This is a genomic window from Deltaproteobacteria bacterium, assembly GCA_016210005.1.
Taxonomy (GTDB): Bacteria; Desulfobacterota; Binatia; order HRBIN30; family JACQVA1; genus JACQVA1.
On sequence record JACQVA010000225.1, the window covers coordinates 1 to 16,935 of the forward strand.

General features: G+C 66.0%; 18 protein-coding genes. 6 read left to right on the top strand and 12 right to left on the bottom strand.

The features are described from left to right. Positions 1–491: 491 nt before the first annotated feature. Positions 492–1,412: a glutathione synthase gene (gene gshB / locus HY699_21445; protein MBI4518374.1), complete on the bottom strand. Its 921-nt coding sequence runs from the start codon at positions 1,410–1,412 to the stop codon at positions 492–494. Between the two features lie 171 nt (positions 1,413–1,583). Between gshB and HY699_21450 the strand changes: the two genes are divergently transcribed. The 4 genes from HY699_21450 (at position 1,584) to amrB (ending at position 4,217) form a co-directional block, all read left to right on the top strand. Beyond that, positions 1,584–2,750 (top strand): hybrid sensor histidine kinase/response regulator, encoded by a 1,167-nt coding sequence (locus tag HY699_21450; GenBank protein ID MBI4518375.1) that lies wholly within the window; start codon positions 1,584–1,586, stop codon positions 2,748–2,750. 88 nt (positions 2,751–2,838) lie between these two features. Next, entirely contained in the window at positions 2,839–3,084 is a 246-nt protein-coding gene (locus HY699_21455; protein ID MBI4518376.1) for a hypothetical protein, read from the top strand. Further along, on the top strand, positions 3,081–3,344 hold the full coding sequence (locus HY699_21460) for a DUF493 domain-containing protein (GenBank protein ID MBI4518377.1): 264 nt from the start codon (positions 3,081–3,083) through the stop codon (positions 3,342–3,344). Before HY699_21455 ends, HY699_21460 begins: the two co-directional genes overlap by 4 nt. 12 nt (positions 3,345–3,356) lie before the next feature. Further along, positions 3,357–4,217 (top strand): AmmeMemoRadiSam system protein B, encoded by an 861-nt coding sequence (gene amrB / locus HY699_21465; protein ID MBI4518378.1) that lies wholly within the window; start codon positions 3,357–3,359, stop codon positions 4,215–4,217. A gap of 114 nt (positions 4,218–4,331) precedes the next feature. On the opposite strand, the gene HY699_21470 is transcribed toward amrB, so the two are convergent. The 9 genes from HY699_21470 to grxC all read right to left on the bottom strand — a co-directional run bounded on the left by HY699_21470 (position 4,332) and on the right by grxC (position 13,150). Continuing rightward, entirely contained in the window at positions 4,332–5,615 is a 1,284-nt protein-coding gene (locus HY699_21470; protein MBI4518379.1) for an MFS transporter, read from the bottom strand. 228 nt (positions 5,616–5,843) lie between these two features. Then, positions 5,844–7,124 (bottom strand): UDP-3-O-[3-hydroxymyristoyl] N-acetylglucosamine deacetylase, encoded by a 1,281-nt coding sequence (gene lpxC / locus HY699_21475; protein ID MBI4518380.1) that lies wholly within the window; start codon positions 7,122–7,124, stop codon positions 5,844–5,846. A gap of 128 nt (positions 7,125–7,252) precedes the next feature. Further along, positions 7,253–9,502 (bottom strand): PAS domain S-box protein, encoded by a 2,250-nt coding sequence (locus HY699_21480; protein ID MBI4518381.1) that lies wholly within the window; start codon positions 9,500–9,502, stop codon positions 7,253–7,255. 54 nt (positions 9,503–9,556) lie between these two features. Beyond that, positions 9,557–9,769: a DUF2905 domain-containing protein gene (locus tag HY699_21485; GenBank protein MBI4518382.1), complete on the bottom strand. Its 213-nt coding sequence runs from the start codon at positions 9,767–9,769 to the stop codon at positions 9,557–9,559. A gap of 3 nt (positions 9,770–9,772) precedes the next feature. Further along, on the bottom strand, positions 9,773–10,807 hold the full coding sequence (ruvB, locus tag HY699_21490) for a Holliday junction branch migration DNA helicase RuvB (protein ID MBI4518383.1): 1,035 nt from the start codon (positions 10,805–10,807) through the stop codon (positions 9,773–9,775). A 3-nt stretch (positions 10,808–10,810) separates the two neighbouring features. Next, positions 10,811–11,398 (bottom strand): Holliday junction branch migration protein RuvA, encoded by a 588-nt coding sequence (ruvA, locus tag HY699_21495; protein MBI4518384.1) that lies wholly within the window; start codon positions 11,396–11,398, stop codon positions 10,811–10,813. After that, positions 11,395–11,970 (bottom strand): crossover junction endodeoxyribonuclease RuvC, encoded by a 576-nt coding sequence (gene ruvC / locus HY699_21500; protein ID MBI4518385.1) that lies wholly within the window; start codon positions 11,968–11,970, stop codon positions 11,395–11,397. Before ruvC ends, ruvA begins: the two co-directional genes overlap by 4 nt. A gap of 83 nt (positions 11,971–12,053) precedes the next feature. Next, entirely contained in the window at positions 12,054–12,806 is a 753-nt protein-coding gene (locus HY699_21505; GenBank protein ID MBI4518386.1) for a YebC/PmpR family DNA-binding transcriptional regulator, read from the bottom strand. A gap of 86 nt (positions 12,807–12,892) precedes the next feature. Then, on the bottom strand, positions 12,893–13,150 hold the full coding sequence (gene grxC, locus HY699_21510) for a glutaredoxin 3 (protein MBI4518387.1): 258 nt from the start codon (positions 13,148–13,150) through the stop codon (positions 12,893–12,895). A 124-nt stretch (positions 13,151–13,274) separates the two neighbouring features. Between grxC and mazG the strand changes: the two genes are divergently transcribed. Continuing rightward, entirely contained in the window at positions 13,275–14,057 is a 783-nt protein-coding gene (gene mazG, locus HY699_21515) for a nucleoside triphosphate pyrophosphohydrolase (protein ID MBI4518388.1), read from the top strand. A gap of 25 nt (positions 14,058–14,082) precedes the next feature. Here mazG and HY699_21520 read toward each other — a convergent pair whose 3' ends face one another. Continuing rightward, a complete protein-coding gene (locus tag HY699_21520; GenBank protein MBI4518389.1) occupies positions 14,083–14,304 on the bottom strand; it encodes a hypothetical protein in 222 nt (73 codons plus the stop codon). 3 nt (positions 14,305–14,307) lie between these two features. After that, the gene (locus tag HY699_21525) at positions 14,308–16,344 is read right to left on the bottom strand and encodes a (Fe-S)-binding protein (protein MBI4518390.1); all 2,037 of its coding nucleotides are present in this window, start codon (positions 16,342–16,344) and stop codon (positions 14,308–14,310) included. Positions 16,345–16,463: 119 nt separating this feature from the next. Here HY699_21525 and HY699_21530 point away from each other — a divergent pair, with 119 nt between their 5' ends. Next, positions 16,464–16,931 (top strand): DUF192 domain-containing protein, encoded by a 468-nt coding sequence (locus tag HY699_21530; protein MBI4518391.1) that lies wholly within the window; start codon positions 16,464–16,466, stop codon positions 16,929–16,931. The last annotated feature ends 4 nt before the right edge of the window (positions 16,932–16,935 follow it).

Here is a 16,935-nt window from a genome sequence, read left to right on the forward strand (position 1 = left end):
CGATCAGCTCGATCTTCCAGCTTGGCCGAAAAACCCTCCACGACCTTGCTCTTATGCTGCCACACCCGCGTTGCCAGCTGTGAGTTCACCCCAATGTACAGCGTGCCGTTTCCGTTTGCTGGCCAGGATGTAAACGCAGAACTGCTTGTCCATAGCGCCAAACGCCAAACTGGATTCCCGCTTTCGCGGGAATGACGGCCATAACACCGAACCACGTTACCCACAAATTTGTCGCGCACCCCCCAGAGTTCCACGTGGACCTCCGTTAGCGGCCTGGCCTTAAGGGAGTTGTCCACACGGAGCGCCTAACGCCTCGGCCAAGACCAGGGCGAAACCGAGCGCTCCTCGCCACGAACGACTCGCCCCTGCGCGGTCACCTTTGACTGTGCGAACACCATGCACCGTCTCCCTCTCGCGGGGTTGTCAGTACTACGGTAACGCGCGGGCTACATCCCCACGCCGGGGGCTGCCTCGGTGTCTGCTCGTCGGCCTCAGCGACGGCGTGCTTTGCTCTCCAAGAAATCGACCAGCTCGCGTTCGATGTTGCTGCCGCTAACGGCATTGATCTGGCGCACGGCCGAGGGGCTGGTGACGTTGATTTCGGTGAGGTAGCCGCCGATCACGTCGATGCCCGCCATCCACAGGCCGCGGCTGATCAAAGTCGGCGCGATGGCGTCGATGATTTCTTGATCACGGCGCGTGATGCTGGTGGGTGCGACGATGGCTCCTTGGTGGATGTTGGCGAGCTGCAGCGGCCCGCGCGGTATCCGGTTCACCGCCCCCAGCGGGCGGCCGGCGAGCACGAAGATGCGCTTATCGCCCTCGATGACCGCGTCGATGTACTGCTGCACCAGCACAAACTGGCCGCCGAGATCGGGCGGCACGGCTTCGGGGTCGGGCAGAATCACGATGCCACGGCCGCTGCAGTCGGCCAGCGGTTTGAGGATCGAACGGCCGTGGCGGGCAACGAATTCCCGCATCCGCGCCCGCTCGTTGGTGAATATCGAGGGCGGCGTGAAGGGGGCAAAGGCCAGCGGCAACAGCTTCTCGTTCACCAGGCGTAAAGAACTCGGCTCGTTGATCACCGGCACGCTGGCGGTGGCCCGCTCCAAGACGAACGTGGCGGCCAAATAGGCGGCATCGACCGGCGGGTCCTTGCGCATCAGCACGAGGTCGAAGTCCTCGAGCGGGCTGTCACCGAGGTCAGCGAGCCGGTAGAAGGGCCGCTCGGCCAGGTTCAGCGTAATGGCACGGGCGCGGGCGCAGGCGCGGGCGCCGTCGAGATACAGGTCGCCGATCGTGGTAATGGCGTTTTGGTGACCGCGGCGAGCGGCCTCCTCCATCATCAGTAGCGAGGTCTCGGTCTCTAAATTGAGGGTATCGAGCGGGTCGATGACATAGAGCAAGCGCATGCGGTCTCCCTGGCTAGGCGTCGGGGCTGGATTGTACGGCATACACAGAGGCGGCGGAAGGACGTGGCGTGTCTAGTTGGCGGCGCACGTCTGGGTGACTTTGCGGCATCCGGCTCTTGCTCGCACCAGCACGGTTCGCAGATAATTCGCGCCTACGCCGGGCAGACAGACATGGCGCCGCATACGGTACTCGTGGTTGATGATGAGCCCGCCAGTCTGCGTGCGGTTCAGCGCGCGCTCAGCGCCGAGCATCGCGTGCTGCTGGCCAACAGCGGGCCGGAAGGCCTGCGTCTGCTGGCCGCCGAGCCCGTATCAATCATCATCGCCGACCACCGCATGCCGGAGATGACCGGCACCGAGTTCTTGGCGCGCTGCAGTGCTTTGTGTCCGGAGACGATTCGAATCCTGCTCACCGGTTACACCGACGTCGAGACGGTGATCGCTGCCATCAACGACGGCCAGGTCTACTACTATCTCACCAAGCCGTGGGCGCCGCACGAATTACAGCTGGTGGTGCGGCGCGGATTCGAGCGCTACCAAGCCGAGCAGGAGCGGCGCCGGCTGCTGCACGAACTCGAACAGGCGTGCGCCAAAGCGCGCCGTGAAGCCGAACAGAAGGGCCGCTTGTTGACCTTGGCGGCACACGAGCTGGGCACGCCGCTGCACGTGCTGCTCAACGCCCTCGATCTACTGGCGGCCGCCGATCTCCCGGAAGCGGCCGCAAACTGGCTGGAAACGGCCCAGCGCAACAGCGCCTGGCTGGCGCGCGGCCTGGCGCAAATGACGGCGGCCGCACGCGCCGGCAGCAACGGCTTGCGCTTGCATCGCACCGCGGTGCGGCTGCCGGCACTGTGGTCGGCGCTGCACGACGAGCTGCGGTCGCGGCTGGCGACTCGCGCCGTGGCGCTGGTGGCGGAGTTCCCCGGCGACTTGCCGGTGGTCGACGCCGACGAGCGCTGGCTGCGCCACGCTCTCGCCAGCCTGGTGTCGAACGCGGTGCGCTTCACTCCTGACGGCGGTCAGGTGTCGCTCCGGGCCGAGGTGGAAGCGGGCGCCGTTGCCCTGGCGGTGCGCGACAGCGGCATCGGCATAGCTCCGCAACACCTCGAAGAGATCTTCGAGCCCTTCTCGGCCGCCGGCGGCGACCCGTTCCTGCACATGTCCGGCTCGCTCGCCTTTGGTGCTCGCGGGCTCGGGCTGGGGCTGGCGATCACACGGGCCATCGTCGCGCAGCACGGCGGCAGCCTGCGTGTGGATAGCCGCCCGCAAGCGGGCAGTTGCTTCACCATGGTGCTGCCGCTGCACGCCACAGGTGTGTCGGGCGCAAAAATTGAGTAATATACCGCGCGTGACCAGCGCGGCGCGCAAAGAGATAGTGGCTCCCGACCTTCGCGGCGACACCCGCTGCGCGCATTGCGGCCGGGTCGTGAGGGAGACCGTGCATACGCGCACCGGCTACCGCGTCGATTACTACGAACTGCACACCGGGAGCGTGGAAGAAGCGACCTATCGCCGTGGTGAAGATGGCCCCGTGCAGGTCTACCAGCGCCTGCTGGTGCCGGAGCTGGTCATCACCTGTGCCGATTGTTATCGCCAGCCCGCAGTGCAGGACGAACGCGAGCAGCGTTTCCGCCCCGAGGCCTACGAGCCGGCCGAGGAGGCTTCGGCGTGATCGACGAGGGCGTCCGCGGCTTCCCGTGCTTCTATACCTTCAAGGTGTTCGGCCGGCGCGACGACGCCTTTTGCGAGCGCGTGCGCGCCGTTGTCGCTGCCAGAGCCGGTGCCGTTGCCCTCGATAGCGTTAGAGTGCGCACCAGCGAGCACGGCAAGTACCTCTGCATTTCAATCCTCACCCACCTCCACAGCCGAGATCAGATGGAGTTGATTTACGGCGACTTGCGCGCCGAACAGGATGTGTTGCTTTGCCTCTGAGCGGGGGCGGCGATGAAACAGGTCAAGCAGTCACACCTGGCCGGCAACTGGTACGAAGGCAGCGCCAGCCGGCTCGAGCGTCAGATCAACGCATTACTGGAGGCGGCGGACCAGGGCGGGCCGCGAATGCGCGAGCAACCGCCGGTGGGGGTGGTGGTGCCGCACGCCGGCTATGTGTACTCGGGAGCAACCGCGGCGGTGGCCTACAGCTGCTTGCGTGCATGGCCTTATCGGCGGGCCGTGATCTTGGCGCCCAGTCACTTCGTCTATCTACACGGGGCGGCGACGCTGGCAGTGGATGCATTCGCCACGCCGCTGGGTGAGGTCGCCGTCGACCGCCCGGCGCAGGACGAGAACTGCACACACCCGCTGGTGCAGGTTGATGATCGCGCCTACCGCCGGGAGCACGCGCTTGAAATCCAGCTACCGCTGCTGCAACGCGTGCTGCCACAGGCGGCGATCGTACCGCTGCTGTTGGGGACATTGGCGGCGGCTGATTTGGAGGAGTTCGCCGGCGTGCTGCAACGACTGGCGGGGCCGCACACTATCTTCATTGTGAGTTCGGACTTCACCCACTACGGAGCCCAGTTCGATTACTTGCCGTTCCCGGCTAACAACGCTGAGCAAGTGCGCGAGCGCTTGCGCGCCCTCGACCTCGGCGCCATCGAGCACGTCCTGGCCGGTGATCTCGCCGGCTTTCGCCAATACGTCGCCGACACCGGCATCACCATCTGCGGCCGGGTCCCGATCAGCACCTTCCTGGCCTGGCATGGCCGCGGCCCACGCGGACAGCTGTTGGCATACACCAGCTCGCTCGAACTGACCGGCGACTTCGAGCACAGCGTGAGTTACGCCGCCCTCGCCTTCGCCTGACACTGCGACGCCGCCCCGGCCGTTCGCAGGAGCCCCCGCCACCAGCGCGCCCACCAGGTAGTGACGAAACGCGTAACCCCATCGTCTCGATAGGCTTGCCCTACCAGCCACCGGCTAGCCAGGAACCCGCTCGGCGGCGGCCCGTGCAATTTGGGCAGGATGCGGCAGCAGATAGACCGCCACCGCCGCCGCCAGGAAGACGGCGACGTGGAGCATGAACGCCAGCTGATAATTCCCGCTCACGTCGTAAATCCGTCCCGTCAGCACCGGGCCGGCAGCGCCGCCCAGCGTGGCGGCAATCATGATCAGACCGAGAATTTTGCCGAAAGCGAGCAACCCGAAACACTCGCCGACCAGCAACGGAAACAGCACGGCGATACCACCGAGCCCCATCCCGTAAGTCACCACGAACAGCGGCAGCGCCGCCGTTGACTCGATGCGCAAGAGTATCGCTGTACCCAGGCCGGAGAGCAGCAAGGCGGCCGTCAGAATTCCGCGCTTGCCCGCGCTGTCGGCGACGTAGCCGACGATGACGCGGCCGGCGACGCTAGCGCCGATCGTGATCCCCAGCGCCGCCGCGGCCGTTCCGCCCTCGAATCCCGCATCACGCAAGTGCGCAACGAAATGGCCGATGATCGACAACGACGCAAAGGTCCACAGGAAGTGCGCCAAGGCCAGGGTCCAAAATACGCTGGTCCGCAGCGCCTGCCCCAACTCAACTCCAGCACTGCCGCCCGTGGCGCCGTCGCTTGCCGCCGAGGCGTCGGTGTCGCCGTCCGGCAAGACCCCCATATCCGCGGGACGGCTGCGTACGACCGCCAGAACCACCGTCACCACCACCACCAAGATCAGTCCCCCCAATGTGCCGAAGGCCACGCGCCATCCGAGCCGAGCGATGAGGAGCGCTGCCAGCGGCGCCATGACCAGACCGCCGAAGCCGATCCCGGTCAACGCGATGCCCATCGCCAGACCGCGCTTCTTGGTGAACCAGTTCGCAATCAGCGCCTGATTCGGAATCCAGGCCACGCAGGTGATCCCAACCGCCGCCAGTGCGTTGAGCACATAGAGCTGCCAGATGGAGCCGATGAGGCCGAACAGGGCGAAAGCCCCGCCCATGAGCAGAGCACCACCGGTCATCACCGTGCGCGAACCGTACTTGTCGATCCACATACCGACCAGCGGCGAGGTCAGCCCGCTCACGACCGCGGCGACCGCGCTGCCGGCCGCAATCGCCGCCCGGCTCCAACCGAAATGCTCCTGTAACGGCACCAGAAACACCGGCGGCGCATACAAACCGACCCCGACCGTGACGAACAGGACGAGAAACGAGCACGCGACAATCCACCAACCGTAGAAGGTACCGTCCCGCGCGATGGCCGTCTGCTGAGAAGTGTTCATGACCCATGGTGCCTACTACGTGGCGGAGGCGGTGGGAAGCAGAAAGTGACCATTTCGGCCTCCACGAGCGCGCTTACCCACAAAACGGCCTGGTGAGCACGAGAGGAAGCTCGCCGCGGCCGGGGCAGGCGCGGTTCAGCGTCCGCTCGCGGAATCCCGCGCGCCGGCGGGCTACTGCATAAGCCAGGATCGCACCCCGGCCGCGAGGTGGCCGCGGTGGTCGGGCTCCTACAGCTGCAACACCTTACGGATCTCGCGTAACAGGGCGATGTTGTCCGAGTGGCCGGTGCGGCGCGCGCTGACGAAGCCGCGCAGCGGCCGGCCCAACAAATAGAGATCACCCATGATGTCGAGAATCTTGTGGCGGGCGAACTCGTTGGGAAAACGCAGGGCTGTGTTCACCACCTTTTCCTCATCGATCAAGATGCAGTTGTCCAAGCGCCCGCCGCTCGCCAAGCCCATCGACGCCAGCGCCTTCATGTCCTTGAGAAAGGCGAAGGTGCGCGCCGGCGCGATCTCATCGCGAAAGGCACTGGCGTCCTTGAGCACGAAGGTGTGCTCCTGGCGCCCCACCGGCGGCGGGTATTCGAGGGTGTAGGCGACACCGAAGGTGTGCGCCGGCTCTATCCAGATGGCCTCGCCCTGCCCCGCGGGGTCGCCGGCCGCGATGCGGCGGTCGATCACGATCGGCTCGACCGTGCCGGCTTGCTCTTCGAGGCCGACGCTCTCGATCAGCCGGCAGAACTCGCGCGCCGAGCCGTCCATCGCCGGCACCTCGTTGTGGATCTTGATCAACAGGTTAGTGATGCCGTAGGCGTGCAGCGTCGCCAGCAGGTGCTCGACCGTCTTGACGGTGATGCCGCCGCGGTGAACGGTGGTGGCGTAGCCGGTGGAATCGACGTAGTCCAACAACGCCGGCACGTTTTCGTCCGACGACACGGTGGCGAAGACGATGCCGCTGCCGGGCGGCATCGGCTGCAAGATCAGGCCGGTCTTGCTGCCGGTGTGCAGGCCGTGGCCGCTGGCCACCACCCCGCGGCGCAGCGTGCGCTGGCGGCGCGCGCCGATTCCCAGCGCCGCCCCGTGGCCCGCGGCCTCATTCACCGGCAGTGAGTTGTCTCCCACCGGCGCCGATTGTCCGAGCGCCGCATGATGGTCGAGGGCACGAGTAACCACCCGCAGCAGCCCCTCGAGCGAGAACGGCTTCTCGATGAAGTCGAAGGCGCCCAGCTTGGTCGCTTTGACCGCGGTTTCGATGTTGCCGTGCCCGGAGATCATCACCACCTCGGGCGACTCGGGCTCGGCCCGTAACCGCTCGAGCAGCTCGATGCCGTCCATTTCCGGCATCCAGATATCGAGCAGCACCAGCTCCGGGCGCTCGTGCTGCAACACTGCCAGTGCCTGCCGGCCATCCTCCGCTTCCAGCACCCGCAACCCTTCGTCAGCCAACACGCCCCGGACCGCGGCGCGAATCTCGGCCTCGTCATCCACCACCAACACCGTCGCCATGCTTCCTCCTTAGCTACCCACGTGCGTTGTGAGCCTGCAGCAATCGACCGCCAAGCTACGCCCAGGCCAGTCTAGTGGATAGAGGCCGGCCCCGGCCCAGCTTCGGCGCCGGTCCGTGCATCCGGCCTTCATATCCGCGCCCCGCCCACGCGCGCCAGCGGCAGGCGGCGGCGCAGCGGGAATTCGATGATGAACTTGCTGCCGTGCGGCGCGTTGTCGCGCACGCGGATGTAAGCCTGATGGTCGGCGACGATGGCGGAGACGATCGCCAGGCCGAGCCCGGTGCCGTCCTTCTTGGTGGAGAAATACGGCTCGAAGATGCGATGCTTCACCGCCGCGCTGATGCCGGTGCCGCTGTCGGCCAGCTCGAGGCGCACCAAGCCGGCGCGGGCCTCGAAGCCGGTGGCGATGGCGATTCGCCCGCGCTCACCCGGCACCGCCGCGCAGGCGGCCACGGCGTTGTCGAGCAGGTTGACCACGGCGCGCTTGATGGCTTCGCGATCGAGTTCGAGCGCGGGCAGCTCCGCCGCCGGCGCCCAGTCGAAGTCGATCTCGCGATGGCCCTCGCGGAACAACACCAGCGCCTCCTCGACCACCTCGTTGAGGTTCTGCGCGCTCAGCTCCGCCGCCGGCATGCGCGCGAAGGTGGAGAACTCGTTGACCATCTTCTTCAGCTCCTCGACCTGCCGGATGATGGTGCGCGTGCACTCGTCGAAGACGGCGTCGTCCTGCCGATCGAGCTGGCTGCTGTAACGCTTGCGCAAGCGCTGCGCCGAGAGCTGAATCGGCGTCAGCGGGTTCTTGATCTCGTGCGCGATCCGGCGCGCCACTTCGCGCCACGCCTCCATGCGCTCGACCCGCAGCAAGTGGCTGACGTCCTCGAAGAACACCATCCAGCCCAGCGGCGCCCCGGCATCATCGCGCAGGGTGGTCGCGGTTACCAGCGCGGTTACCACCCGCTCGCCGCCGCTGAACTTGAGCTGCCGCTCGGCCTCCGACTCGCCGCCATCGATCACCTGCCCGACCAGTTCGCCGACCTTGCGCAGATCGGAGCGGGCGAACACCTCGCGCCATGAGCCGCCGATCACCTCGGGCGCGCGCAAGCCGACCATGCCCGTGACCGCCCGGTTGACGGTGGTGACGATGCCGCTGTCGGCGATCGCGATCACACCGGCGGTGACGTTGGCGAGAATGTTCTCGATGTAGCGCCGCCGCTCGTCCAACTCCGAGTGAATAGTCTTGAGCTCGGCGGTCATGCGGTTGAAGGAGTCGACCAGGGTGGCGATCTCTTCATCGCCGCCGCTGGCAATGCGGAAGTCCCAGTTGCCGCGGGCGAGCTCGCGCGTGCCTTCGGCCACGCGCTGAATCGGCACGGTGATCCCCTTGGCGAGATAAAAGCCGAACCAAGTAGCGGAGAATATCACCACCAGGGTGATCAGGAACAACGTCAAGATGTAGCCGTTCTTGATCGGCTGCTTCATGGTCTTCAGCTGGCGGTATTCCTGGTACGAGCGCGAGATGTCTTGCGCGGTGCGGCTGACGTGGCGCGGCACCACTTCGCCGACGACGAGCGCGCCGATGATCTTGCCGTCGGCGCCGGTGAGCGGCATGCCGCCGCGGACCAAGTCGCCTTTGCTGACCCGTTGCGTGCCGGTGCTGGCCTGGCCGCCGAGCAGCTCATCGAGCATGTCGCTCGGCGCCGCCGGCACCGTGGCGCCGGCCGGTTCGGTCTGGGCCACGCTGACCACGGCTTCACGGCCGGCATCGAACACCTCGATGCTGCTGAGGTTGAGTTCGCGCAGTTTCTCGGCGAGGAACTCGCGCAAGGCCGCCCGCCGCGACGAGCCCCACAGGCCGCGCTGGGCGACTTGCTCGCCGAGAACGCGGGCGAAGTGCACACTGTCGTTGCCGGTGGCCTGGTAATACGACTGCGCCACGTCGAGCGAGCCGGCGAGCGAACTCTCCACCCGCACGCTGAACCAGTTCTCGATCGCGGTGTTGAGGAAGCCTTGCGCCACCAGAAACAACAGCAGCGTCGGAAACAGCGTCAGGCTGACGAACGCCAGCACCAGGCGCGTGCGCAAACGCGAGCCCAGGATGCGCTGGCGCCGCTCGAACAGCAGCTTCACCAGGTTGCGGGTGACCAGGAACACCAGCAGGATGAGCAGGATGAGATTGAGGTTGATCAGCAGGAAGAAGATGATGTTGCCTGAGAGCGACGAGCTGTTGCTGAACTGCGGCAGCCGGGTCTCAAACAGGGCGAGCACCAACACCACCAGTGCGGTGACGACGATGACGGCCGCCTCGCGACGGCGGCGCCGCCGTTCGTCAAGCGCCAGGATCGGCCGCTCAGGCCACAGGCTACGCCAGCGCAACATAAGCCAACGGTGGTATTCTACGAGGGACTCCGCAGCGCCGCAAGAACGGCGGCGTCAGCGCCGCAGCAGGTACAGCACCAGGCTCAGCAGCGCGCTGATCAGCAGGCTGGTGGTCAGCGGCAGGTAGAAGCGCAAGTGCTCGCGCTCGATGTGGATGTCGCCCGGCAGGCGCCCCGGCCAGGGCAGCTTGTCGGCGCAGAGCAGCGCCGCGCCGGCCGCCACCAGCACAATGCCGCATCCGATCAGAACCCAACCGAAGTTGCTCATCGCTCACTTGGAAAACAGCCTTCCCTGCAATGGCCCGGGCCGCGACGTGCGGCCGAAGTGGTCGTGCGCCAGCGCTGTCGCCATGCGGCCCGTGGGCGTGCGGCTGAGATAGCCTTCCTGAATCAAGAACGGCTCGTAGACATCTTCAATCGTGTCGCGCTCTTCGCCCACTGCTGCCGCCAAGGTGTCGAGACCGACGGGTCCGCCGTTGAACTTGTCGATGATGGCGAGCAGGATCGCCCGGTCCATCTTGTCGAAACCGCGGTGGTCGACCTCGAGCATGGCCAGCGCCCCATCCGCCACCGGGCGCGAGATGATGCCGTTGGCGCGCACTTGGGCATAGTCGCGCACGCGCCGCAGCAAGCGGTTGGCGATCCGCGGCGTGCCGCGGGCGCGGCGCGCGATCTCCAGCGCGCCCTCGTCCTCGATCGGCACGCTGAGAATCGCGGCCGAGCGCCGGACGATCTGCACCAGCTCGTCGGGGTTGTAGAAGTCCAGCCTGAAGGTAGCGCCGAAGCGATCGCGCAGCGGCGAGGTCAGCAATCCCGCGCGCGTGGTCGCGCCGATCAAGGTGAAACGCTTGAGGTCGAGCTTGATCGAGCGCGCCGCCGGGCCCTGCCCGATCATCAGGTCGATTTGGAAGTCCTCCATGGCCGGATAGAGGATTTCTTCCACGATCCGGCTGAGGCGGTGAATCTCGTCGATGAAGAGGACATCGCCGGCGTCGAGGTTGGTGAGAATCGCGGCCAAATCGCCGGGGCGCTCGATCACGGGCCCGGAGGTGGAGCGGATGTTGACGCGCATCTCGCGCGCGATGATGTGCGCCAGCGAGGTCTTACCCAAGCCGGGAGGGCCGCACAACAGCAAGTGATCGAGGGAATCGCCACGCGCCTGCGCCGCGGCGATCGCGATGCGCAGGTTGGCCTTGACCTGTTCCTGACCAACGTAGTCACCGAGCGTGGGCGGGCGCAGCGTGGTATCGAGCGCGACGTCCTCGTCGCCGCCCGCTGGGGTAATCAATCGTTCGGGTTCGCTCATGGGCTATCCGCTCAGCCGCTGGAGCGCGAGTCGGATCACCTTTTCCAACTCGCGGGCACCGCCGTCACGTGCAGACTTGACCGCGCGCTCGGCCTCGGGGCGACGGTAGCCTAGATTCACCAGCGCGGAGACGGCTTCGAGCTCGACGCCGTCCGCGCGCGAACCCGCGGCCGCCGGCGTTTCCGCCAGCAGCTTGACGCGATCGCGCAGCTCGACGATCAACCGCTCCGCCGTCTTCTTGCCGATGCCCGGGATCGACACCAACCGCGCCAGATCGCTGGCCTCGAGCGCCGCTTTGACTTCGCTCCAGGGCATCCCGGACAAGATGTTGAGCGCCAGGCGCGGGCCGATGCCGGAGACTCCTATCAGCAGGGTGAACAGCCGGCGCTCGTCGGTGCTGGTGAAACCGAACAGTTCGATGGCGTTCTCGCGCACGTTGGTGTGAATGACCAACTGCACCGGCTCGCCGGCGGCGGGCAGTTGGTAGAGGCAGTTGAGCGAAACGAACACCTGATAGCCCACGCCGCCGACATCGACGATGAGGTATTCGGGCGACTTGTGCGCCAGTGTGCCGGCCAGTTGTGCGATCATCGCCTACCCGGCCTACCTGGCCTACCTGCCAAACTCAGCCAACGCCGCCCGCGGCCGCGGCGGCGGGCGCGCACCAGTTGCACCAGCTTGTCATCGCCCACATGTTCGGAGAGCCGGCGCGCGTGAAGGTAACAAATCGCCGCCGCCAGCGCGTCGGCCTGGTCAGGGGTAACTTCGCCATCGAGCGCCAGTAAGCGACAGACCATATTCTGTACCTGCTCCTTGGTGGCGCGGCCGGTTCCCACCACCGCAACTTTGATCTCCGCCGGGCTGTATTCTCCGATCGGGATGCCCGCACGCGCCCCGGCCGCCAGCACCACACCGCGGGCTTCACCCAAGCGGAACGCGCTCTGCACATTGGCGGCTACGAAACTCTTCTCCAGGCACAGCGCGGCGGGCGAGAAGCGGGTCAACACTTCGTCGATCTGTTTCAAGATGGCCGCCAGGCGCGCGGCCAAGACGCCCCGCACACGCACCACGCCACCGGCCACGCGCACCAAGCGCGTGCCGCGCTCCTCCACCACTCCCCAGCCCGTCGTTACCGTGCCGGGATCAATCCCGAGCACTCGCATGTCTGCTTACTACATCGAAAGGGCGGGACCTCGCCACTGTTGCCGGCGGTTTTCGCGGCGACACCCACTTCCGCAATCGGCTCCTAAGCGGCACTCAGCCGCTCCAGCTCCTCTTGCGCGATGTCGAAATTGGCCGACACCGACTGCACGTCGTCGTGGTCCTCCAACTCCTCGATCAGCGCCATGATGTGCTCGGCGGCCCGGCCCGACACCGCCGTGGTGTTTTCCGGCTGCATCGTCACCTCGGCACTCGCGGTCTCGATCTTGGCCCGATCGAGGGCCTCTTTGACCGCGGCGAAGGCCGCCGGTTCCGTGATGATCTCGAACTGGTCCCCCAAGTCGTTCATGTCGTCGGCGCCGGCCGCGAGCGCCAGATCGAGCAGCTTTTCTTCGTCGGCCTGGCTGCGATCGACCAAGACGATGCCCTTCTTGTGGAACATCCACGCCACGCAGCCGGCCGCGCCGAGGTTGCCGCCGTGTTTCTCGAAGATCCGGCGCAACTCGGCCACCGTGCGGTTGCGGTTGTCGGTCAGCCCTTGCACCATCACCGCGACCCCGCCGGCGCCGTAACCCTCGTAGGTGACTTCTTCGTAATGCACGCCCTCGAGCTCGCCGGTGCCCTTCTTGATGGCGCGATCGATATTGTCATTCGGCATGCTCTGGGAGCGTGCGGTCAGCACCGCCGTGCGCAAGCGCGGGTTGGCGTTGATATCGCCGCCGCCCAGGCGCGCCGCCACGGTGAGTTCTTTGATCAGCTTGGTGAACAGTTTTCCCCGCTTGGCGTCCTTGGCGGCCTTCTTGTGCTTGATCGAACTCCACTTGGAGTGGCCGGACATGCAACCTCCTGGACAACCCGCGGTAACGGTTTCGAGCTACCACATCGATGACGGTGAGTAAACGCCGGCGCCGGCGCGCAGCCGCGTCAGGCCAAGCCGAGCAAGGCGTCCAGCTCGCCGCGATCGTCGAGGGCTTTGATCTCGTCGAAGCCGCCCACGGGCTTGCCGTCGATGAAGATCTGCGGCACCGTGCGCCGCCCGGAGCGGCGGACAACTTCGGCGCGGCGCTCGGCGCTGCCGCCGACGTCGATTTCCTCGAAGCGCAAGCCCTTTTGGTCGAGCAGGCGCTTGGCACGCAGGCAGTAAGCGCAGTAGCGAGTGGTGTACACCTTGATGTCGGGCATGGGGTCTGGCGTCCGGTTGACGACGCTAGCGGCTGGGCAGTGCAGCCGCAAGACGGTTGCGCGGAGGAGACCGAGGAGACCTGTGCGAATTGACTCAGCACATCGGCTCGGATAGTCCCGCGCCATGGCAGTCGGCGAAGCTTTTGCCGAGTTGGTGCAAATCATGGAACGGCTGCGGGCCCCGGGCGGCTGCCCCTGGGATCGCGAGCAGAGCCACGCCTCGATCAAGCCGTATCTGATTGAAGAGGCCTACGAGGTTATCGAAGCCATCGAGGCCAACGACGACACCGAGTTGTGCCTCGAGCTGGGGGACCTGTTGTTGCAGGTCGTGTTTCACGCCGAGATGGCGCAAGAGCGTGGCGCCTTTGCCATCGGCGACGTCATCCGCGCCATTTGCGAGAAACTGATTCGCCGCCACCCGCACGTGTTCGGCGATCTCGAAGTGAAGGACTCCGACGAGGTGCTGCGCAACTGGTCGCGCATCAAGGCCGCCGAGCGCCAACATCGCGAGGACCGCTCGGCGCTCGCCGGCGTGCCGCGCGCCATGCCGGCGCTCATACGCGCGCAAAGGCTGGGCGAGAAGGCGGCGCGCGTCGGCTTCGATTGGCAGCGTGCCGCGGATGTGCTCGACAAGCTGGCGGAAGAGCTGAACGAGCTGCGCGCCGCGATGCAGCTTGGTGATCCGGCCGCCGCGGAAAGCGAGCTCGGGGACGTGCTCTACGCCGCCACTAACCTCGCCCGTCATCTCAACTGCAACGCCGAGGATGCCCTCACCAAAGCCAGCGACCGCTTCACCCGCCGCTTTCGTTACATCGAAGAGCGCCTCAGCGCCGCCGGCAAAGACATCCACGACACCGCGATCGAGGAGCAGGAAGCATTGTGGCAAGAAGCAAAGACGCGGGTGTGAGTTTGCTCGAACGGACCAGTCCCGGTCACTCACGCCTCACGTATCGCTTCTCATAATCACTTCTGACGGCGCACGCCGGCGGCCATTCGGTGTGCTCGGCGCCGCCGTCGTAGGCCATCTCCCAGGTGGCGCCGTCGAACTCGAGTACGTCCTCCTTGTCGAAGTCGACGCCGCCAGCCGTGCCGCCGGTATCGAAGGAGAGCAGCAGGTGGCCGTTGCTATCTCCGTCGATGAGCTCGCCGAGCACCGGTCACGTCTTCATTGACGCCGCGACCAGCTCCATCACGTCGAGGGCGCGGACTTTCTCTTCCATGCCTTTGGCTTTGAGGCCGTCGTCGATCATGGTCATGCAGTAGGGGCAGGCCACCGCCACCGTGTCGGGATTGGTCTCCAGGGCCTGCTCGACGCGGCGGATGTTGACGCGCTGGGTCGGCTCTTCTTCCATCCACATGCGGCCGCCGCCGGCACCGCAGCACATCCCGGTACGGCGGTTGCGTGCCATTTCCTTCAGCCGCACGCCCGGAATCGTGCTGAGAATCTCACGCGGCGCTTGGTACACCTCGTTGTAGCGGCCGAGGTAGCAGGAGTCGTGGTAGGCGATCGACTGCAAGCCGTCGGTCTTGAACTCGATCTTGCCGGCAGCGATCAGCTGCTGCACGAACTCGGTGGCGTGCACCACCTGGTAGTGGCCGCCGAACTGCGGGTACTCGTTCTTCAGGGTGTTAAAGCAGTGCGGGCAGTTGGTGATGATCTTCTTGACCTTGTAGCCGTTGAGCACCTCGACGCACATTTGCGCCATGCTCTGGAACAGATACTCGTTGCCGATGCGGCGCGCGGTCTCGCCGTTGCACGGCTCCTCGGCCCCGAGGATGGCGAAATCGACGCCGGCCTGTTTGAGGATCTTGCTGAGCGCGATCGTCGTCTTCTTGTTGCGATCGTCGAACGAGCCGGCGCAGCCGACGTAGTAGAGGTACTCGGCATCGGGCTTCTCGGCCATGGTCGGGATCTCGAGTCCGGCGGCCCAGTCGCCGCGCGTGGCGGCGTCCACGCCCCAGGGGTTGCCCTGGGTCTCCATGCCCTTGAAGGTGCGGGTCAACTCGTTGGGAAAGCGCGACTCTTCTTGCACCAGATGGCGGCGCATGTCGACGATCTTGTCGACGTACTCGATCAACACCGGGCAGGCCTCTTCGCAGGCCCGGCAGGTGGTGCAGGCCCACAGCACGCCGTCATGAATCAGGCTCTCGCCGACGATGTTCTCACCAACGGTGATACCAGCGTCGCCCTCGGCCTGGGCTTTGAGGACCTCGGCCTGGTGCCCGTAAAGATAGTCGCGCAGGTTGAGCATCAACTGCCGCGGCGCCAGCTCCTTGCCGCTGATGGTGGCGGGGCAGTTCGACGAGCAGCGTCCGCACTCGGTGCACGAGTACATGTCGAGCACCTGCTTCCAGGTGAACTGATTTATGTAGGAGACGCCGAAGGTGGTGGCATTGTCGAGGTCCTGCTTCTCCAGTGCGCCGGTCGGTTCGAGCTTCTTGAAGAAGACGTTGGGGATCGAGGTGATGACGTGGAAGTGTTTGGCCAGCGGCAGCAGGTTGAGGAAGGTAAGCACCACCAGGTTGTGGCCCCACCAGCCCAGGTCGCTGGCGAACTTGGCGCCGCCTTTGCCCAACGGGTTCAGCCCCGCCGCCACCAGCCGGCTGAGCGGTTGCCAGAAGCGCTCCGCTTCGGTTTCCGGGTGGCCCGCCAGGTAGACCAGCCGGCCGGCGTCGTATAAGTAGCCGGTGATCATGATGGTGCCGATGAACGCGAGGATGAGATACGCCTCCCAGTGCGAGTGGCCGCGCAAGCGGTCTTCTGCCGGAGCGTAGCCGTAGAGCCGTTCCGGGTGGGAGATGCTCCAGCGGTAGAGCGCGGTGGCGATCGCGCCGAGCACGATCAGCTGCATGATGTCCTTCAACAAGAGATACGGCCCGCCCAAGAGCGCGGGCGACATCAACGGCAGGTAGAAGTCGGCGATAAAGCCGCGGGCGAACATATGGATGACTTGCACCGCCAGGATGCTGAAGCCCCAGAAGATGAAGAAGTGCATCCAACCCGCGGGTTGCTCGCCGATGACGAACTTCTTCTGGCCGAGGGCGAACACCAGCACGGCCTGCAGGCGCTGAGCCAGGTGGTCCCAGCGCATCACCGGCTTCATCTTGGCCAGCACCATGACGCGGCCGTACATCGTCCGGGCGAAGTAGCCCAGGAACGCCGCCAACACGAGCGCGAAAATTACCGCATTCATCGAACCCTCCGCGCGGATTACCGCCAGAACCCTCGGCGACTCCTAGGAGAAAGGCTGCGTCTTTGCAAGGTCGGATGACCACGGCGGGGCGCGGCTTATCGCGGCCAGTGCAGCACCTAATGCGCGCCCGCCCGCACCCGAAGATAACGGCACTGGCGCTGCTCGCTGCCGTGATCGGCCTGCTGTGCGGCTGCGCCGCACGCCCCGCGGTGATTCTGCACCCAGCCGGCGGCGCGGCCGTGCGCGTGCGGGTCGAGGTGGTGAACACGCCACTGGCCCGCGCCCAAGGCCTGATGTACCGCCGCGAGCTGGCCGCCGATGCCGGCATGCTGTTCGTCTTTCCGCACGCCGGCGTGCAGCACTTCTGGATGAAGAACACGCTGATCGCGCTCGACATGCTGTTCATCGACGACAGCCGCCGTGTGGTCGGCATCGTCGCCAATGCCCGGCCGCTGTCGACCCGATCGGTCGGGCCGGAGGTACCGTGCCGCTACGTGCTGGAAGTCAACGGCGGCTTTGCCGCACAGCACCACATCGAGGTCGGAGCCACGATCGAGTTCGTCGATGTACCGGCCGGCGCCAGCTGAATGA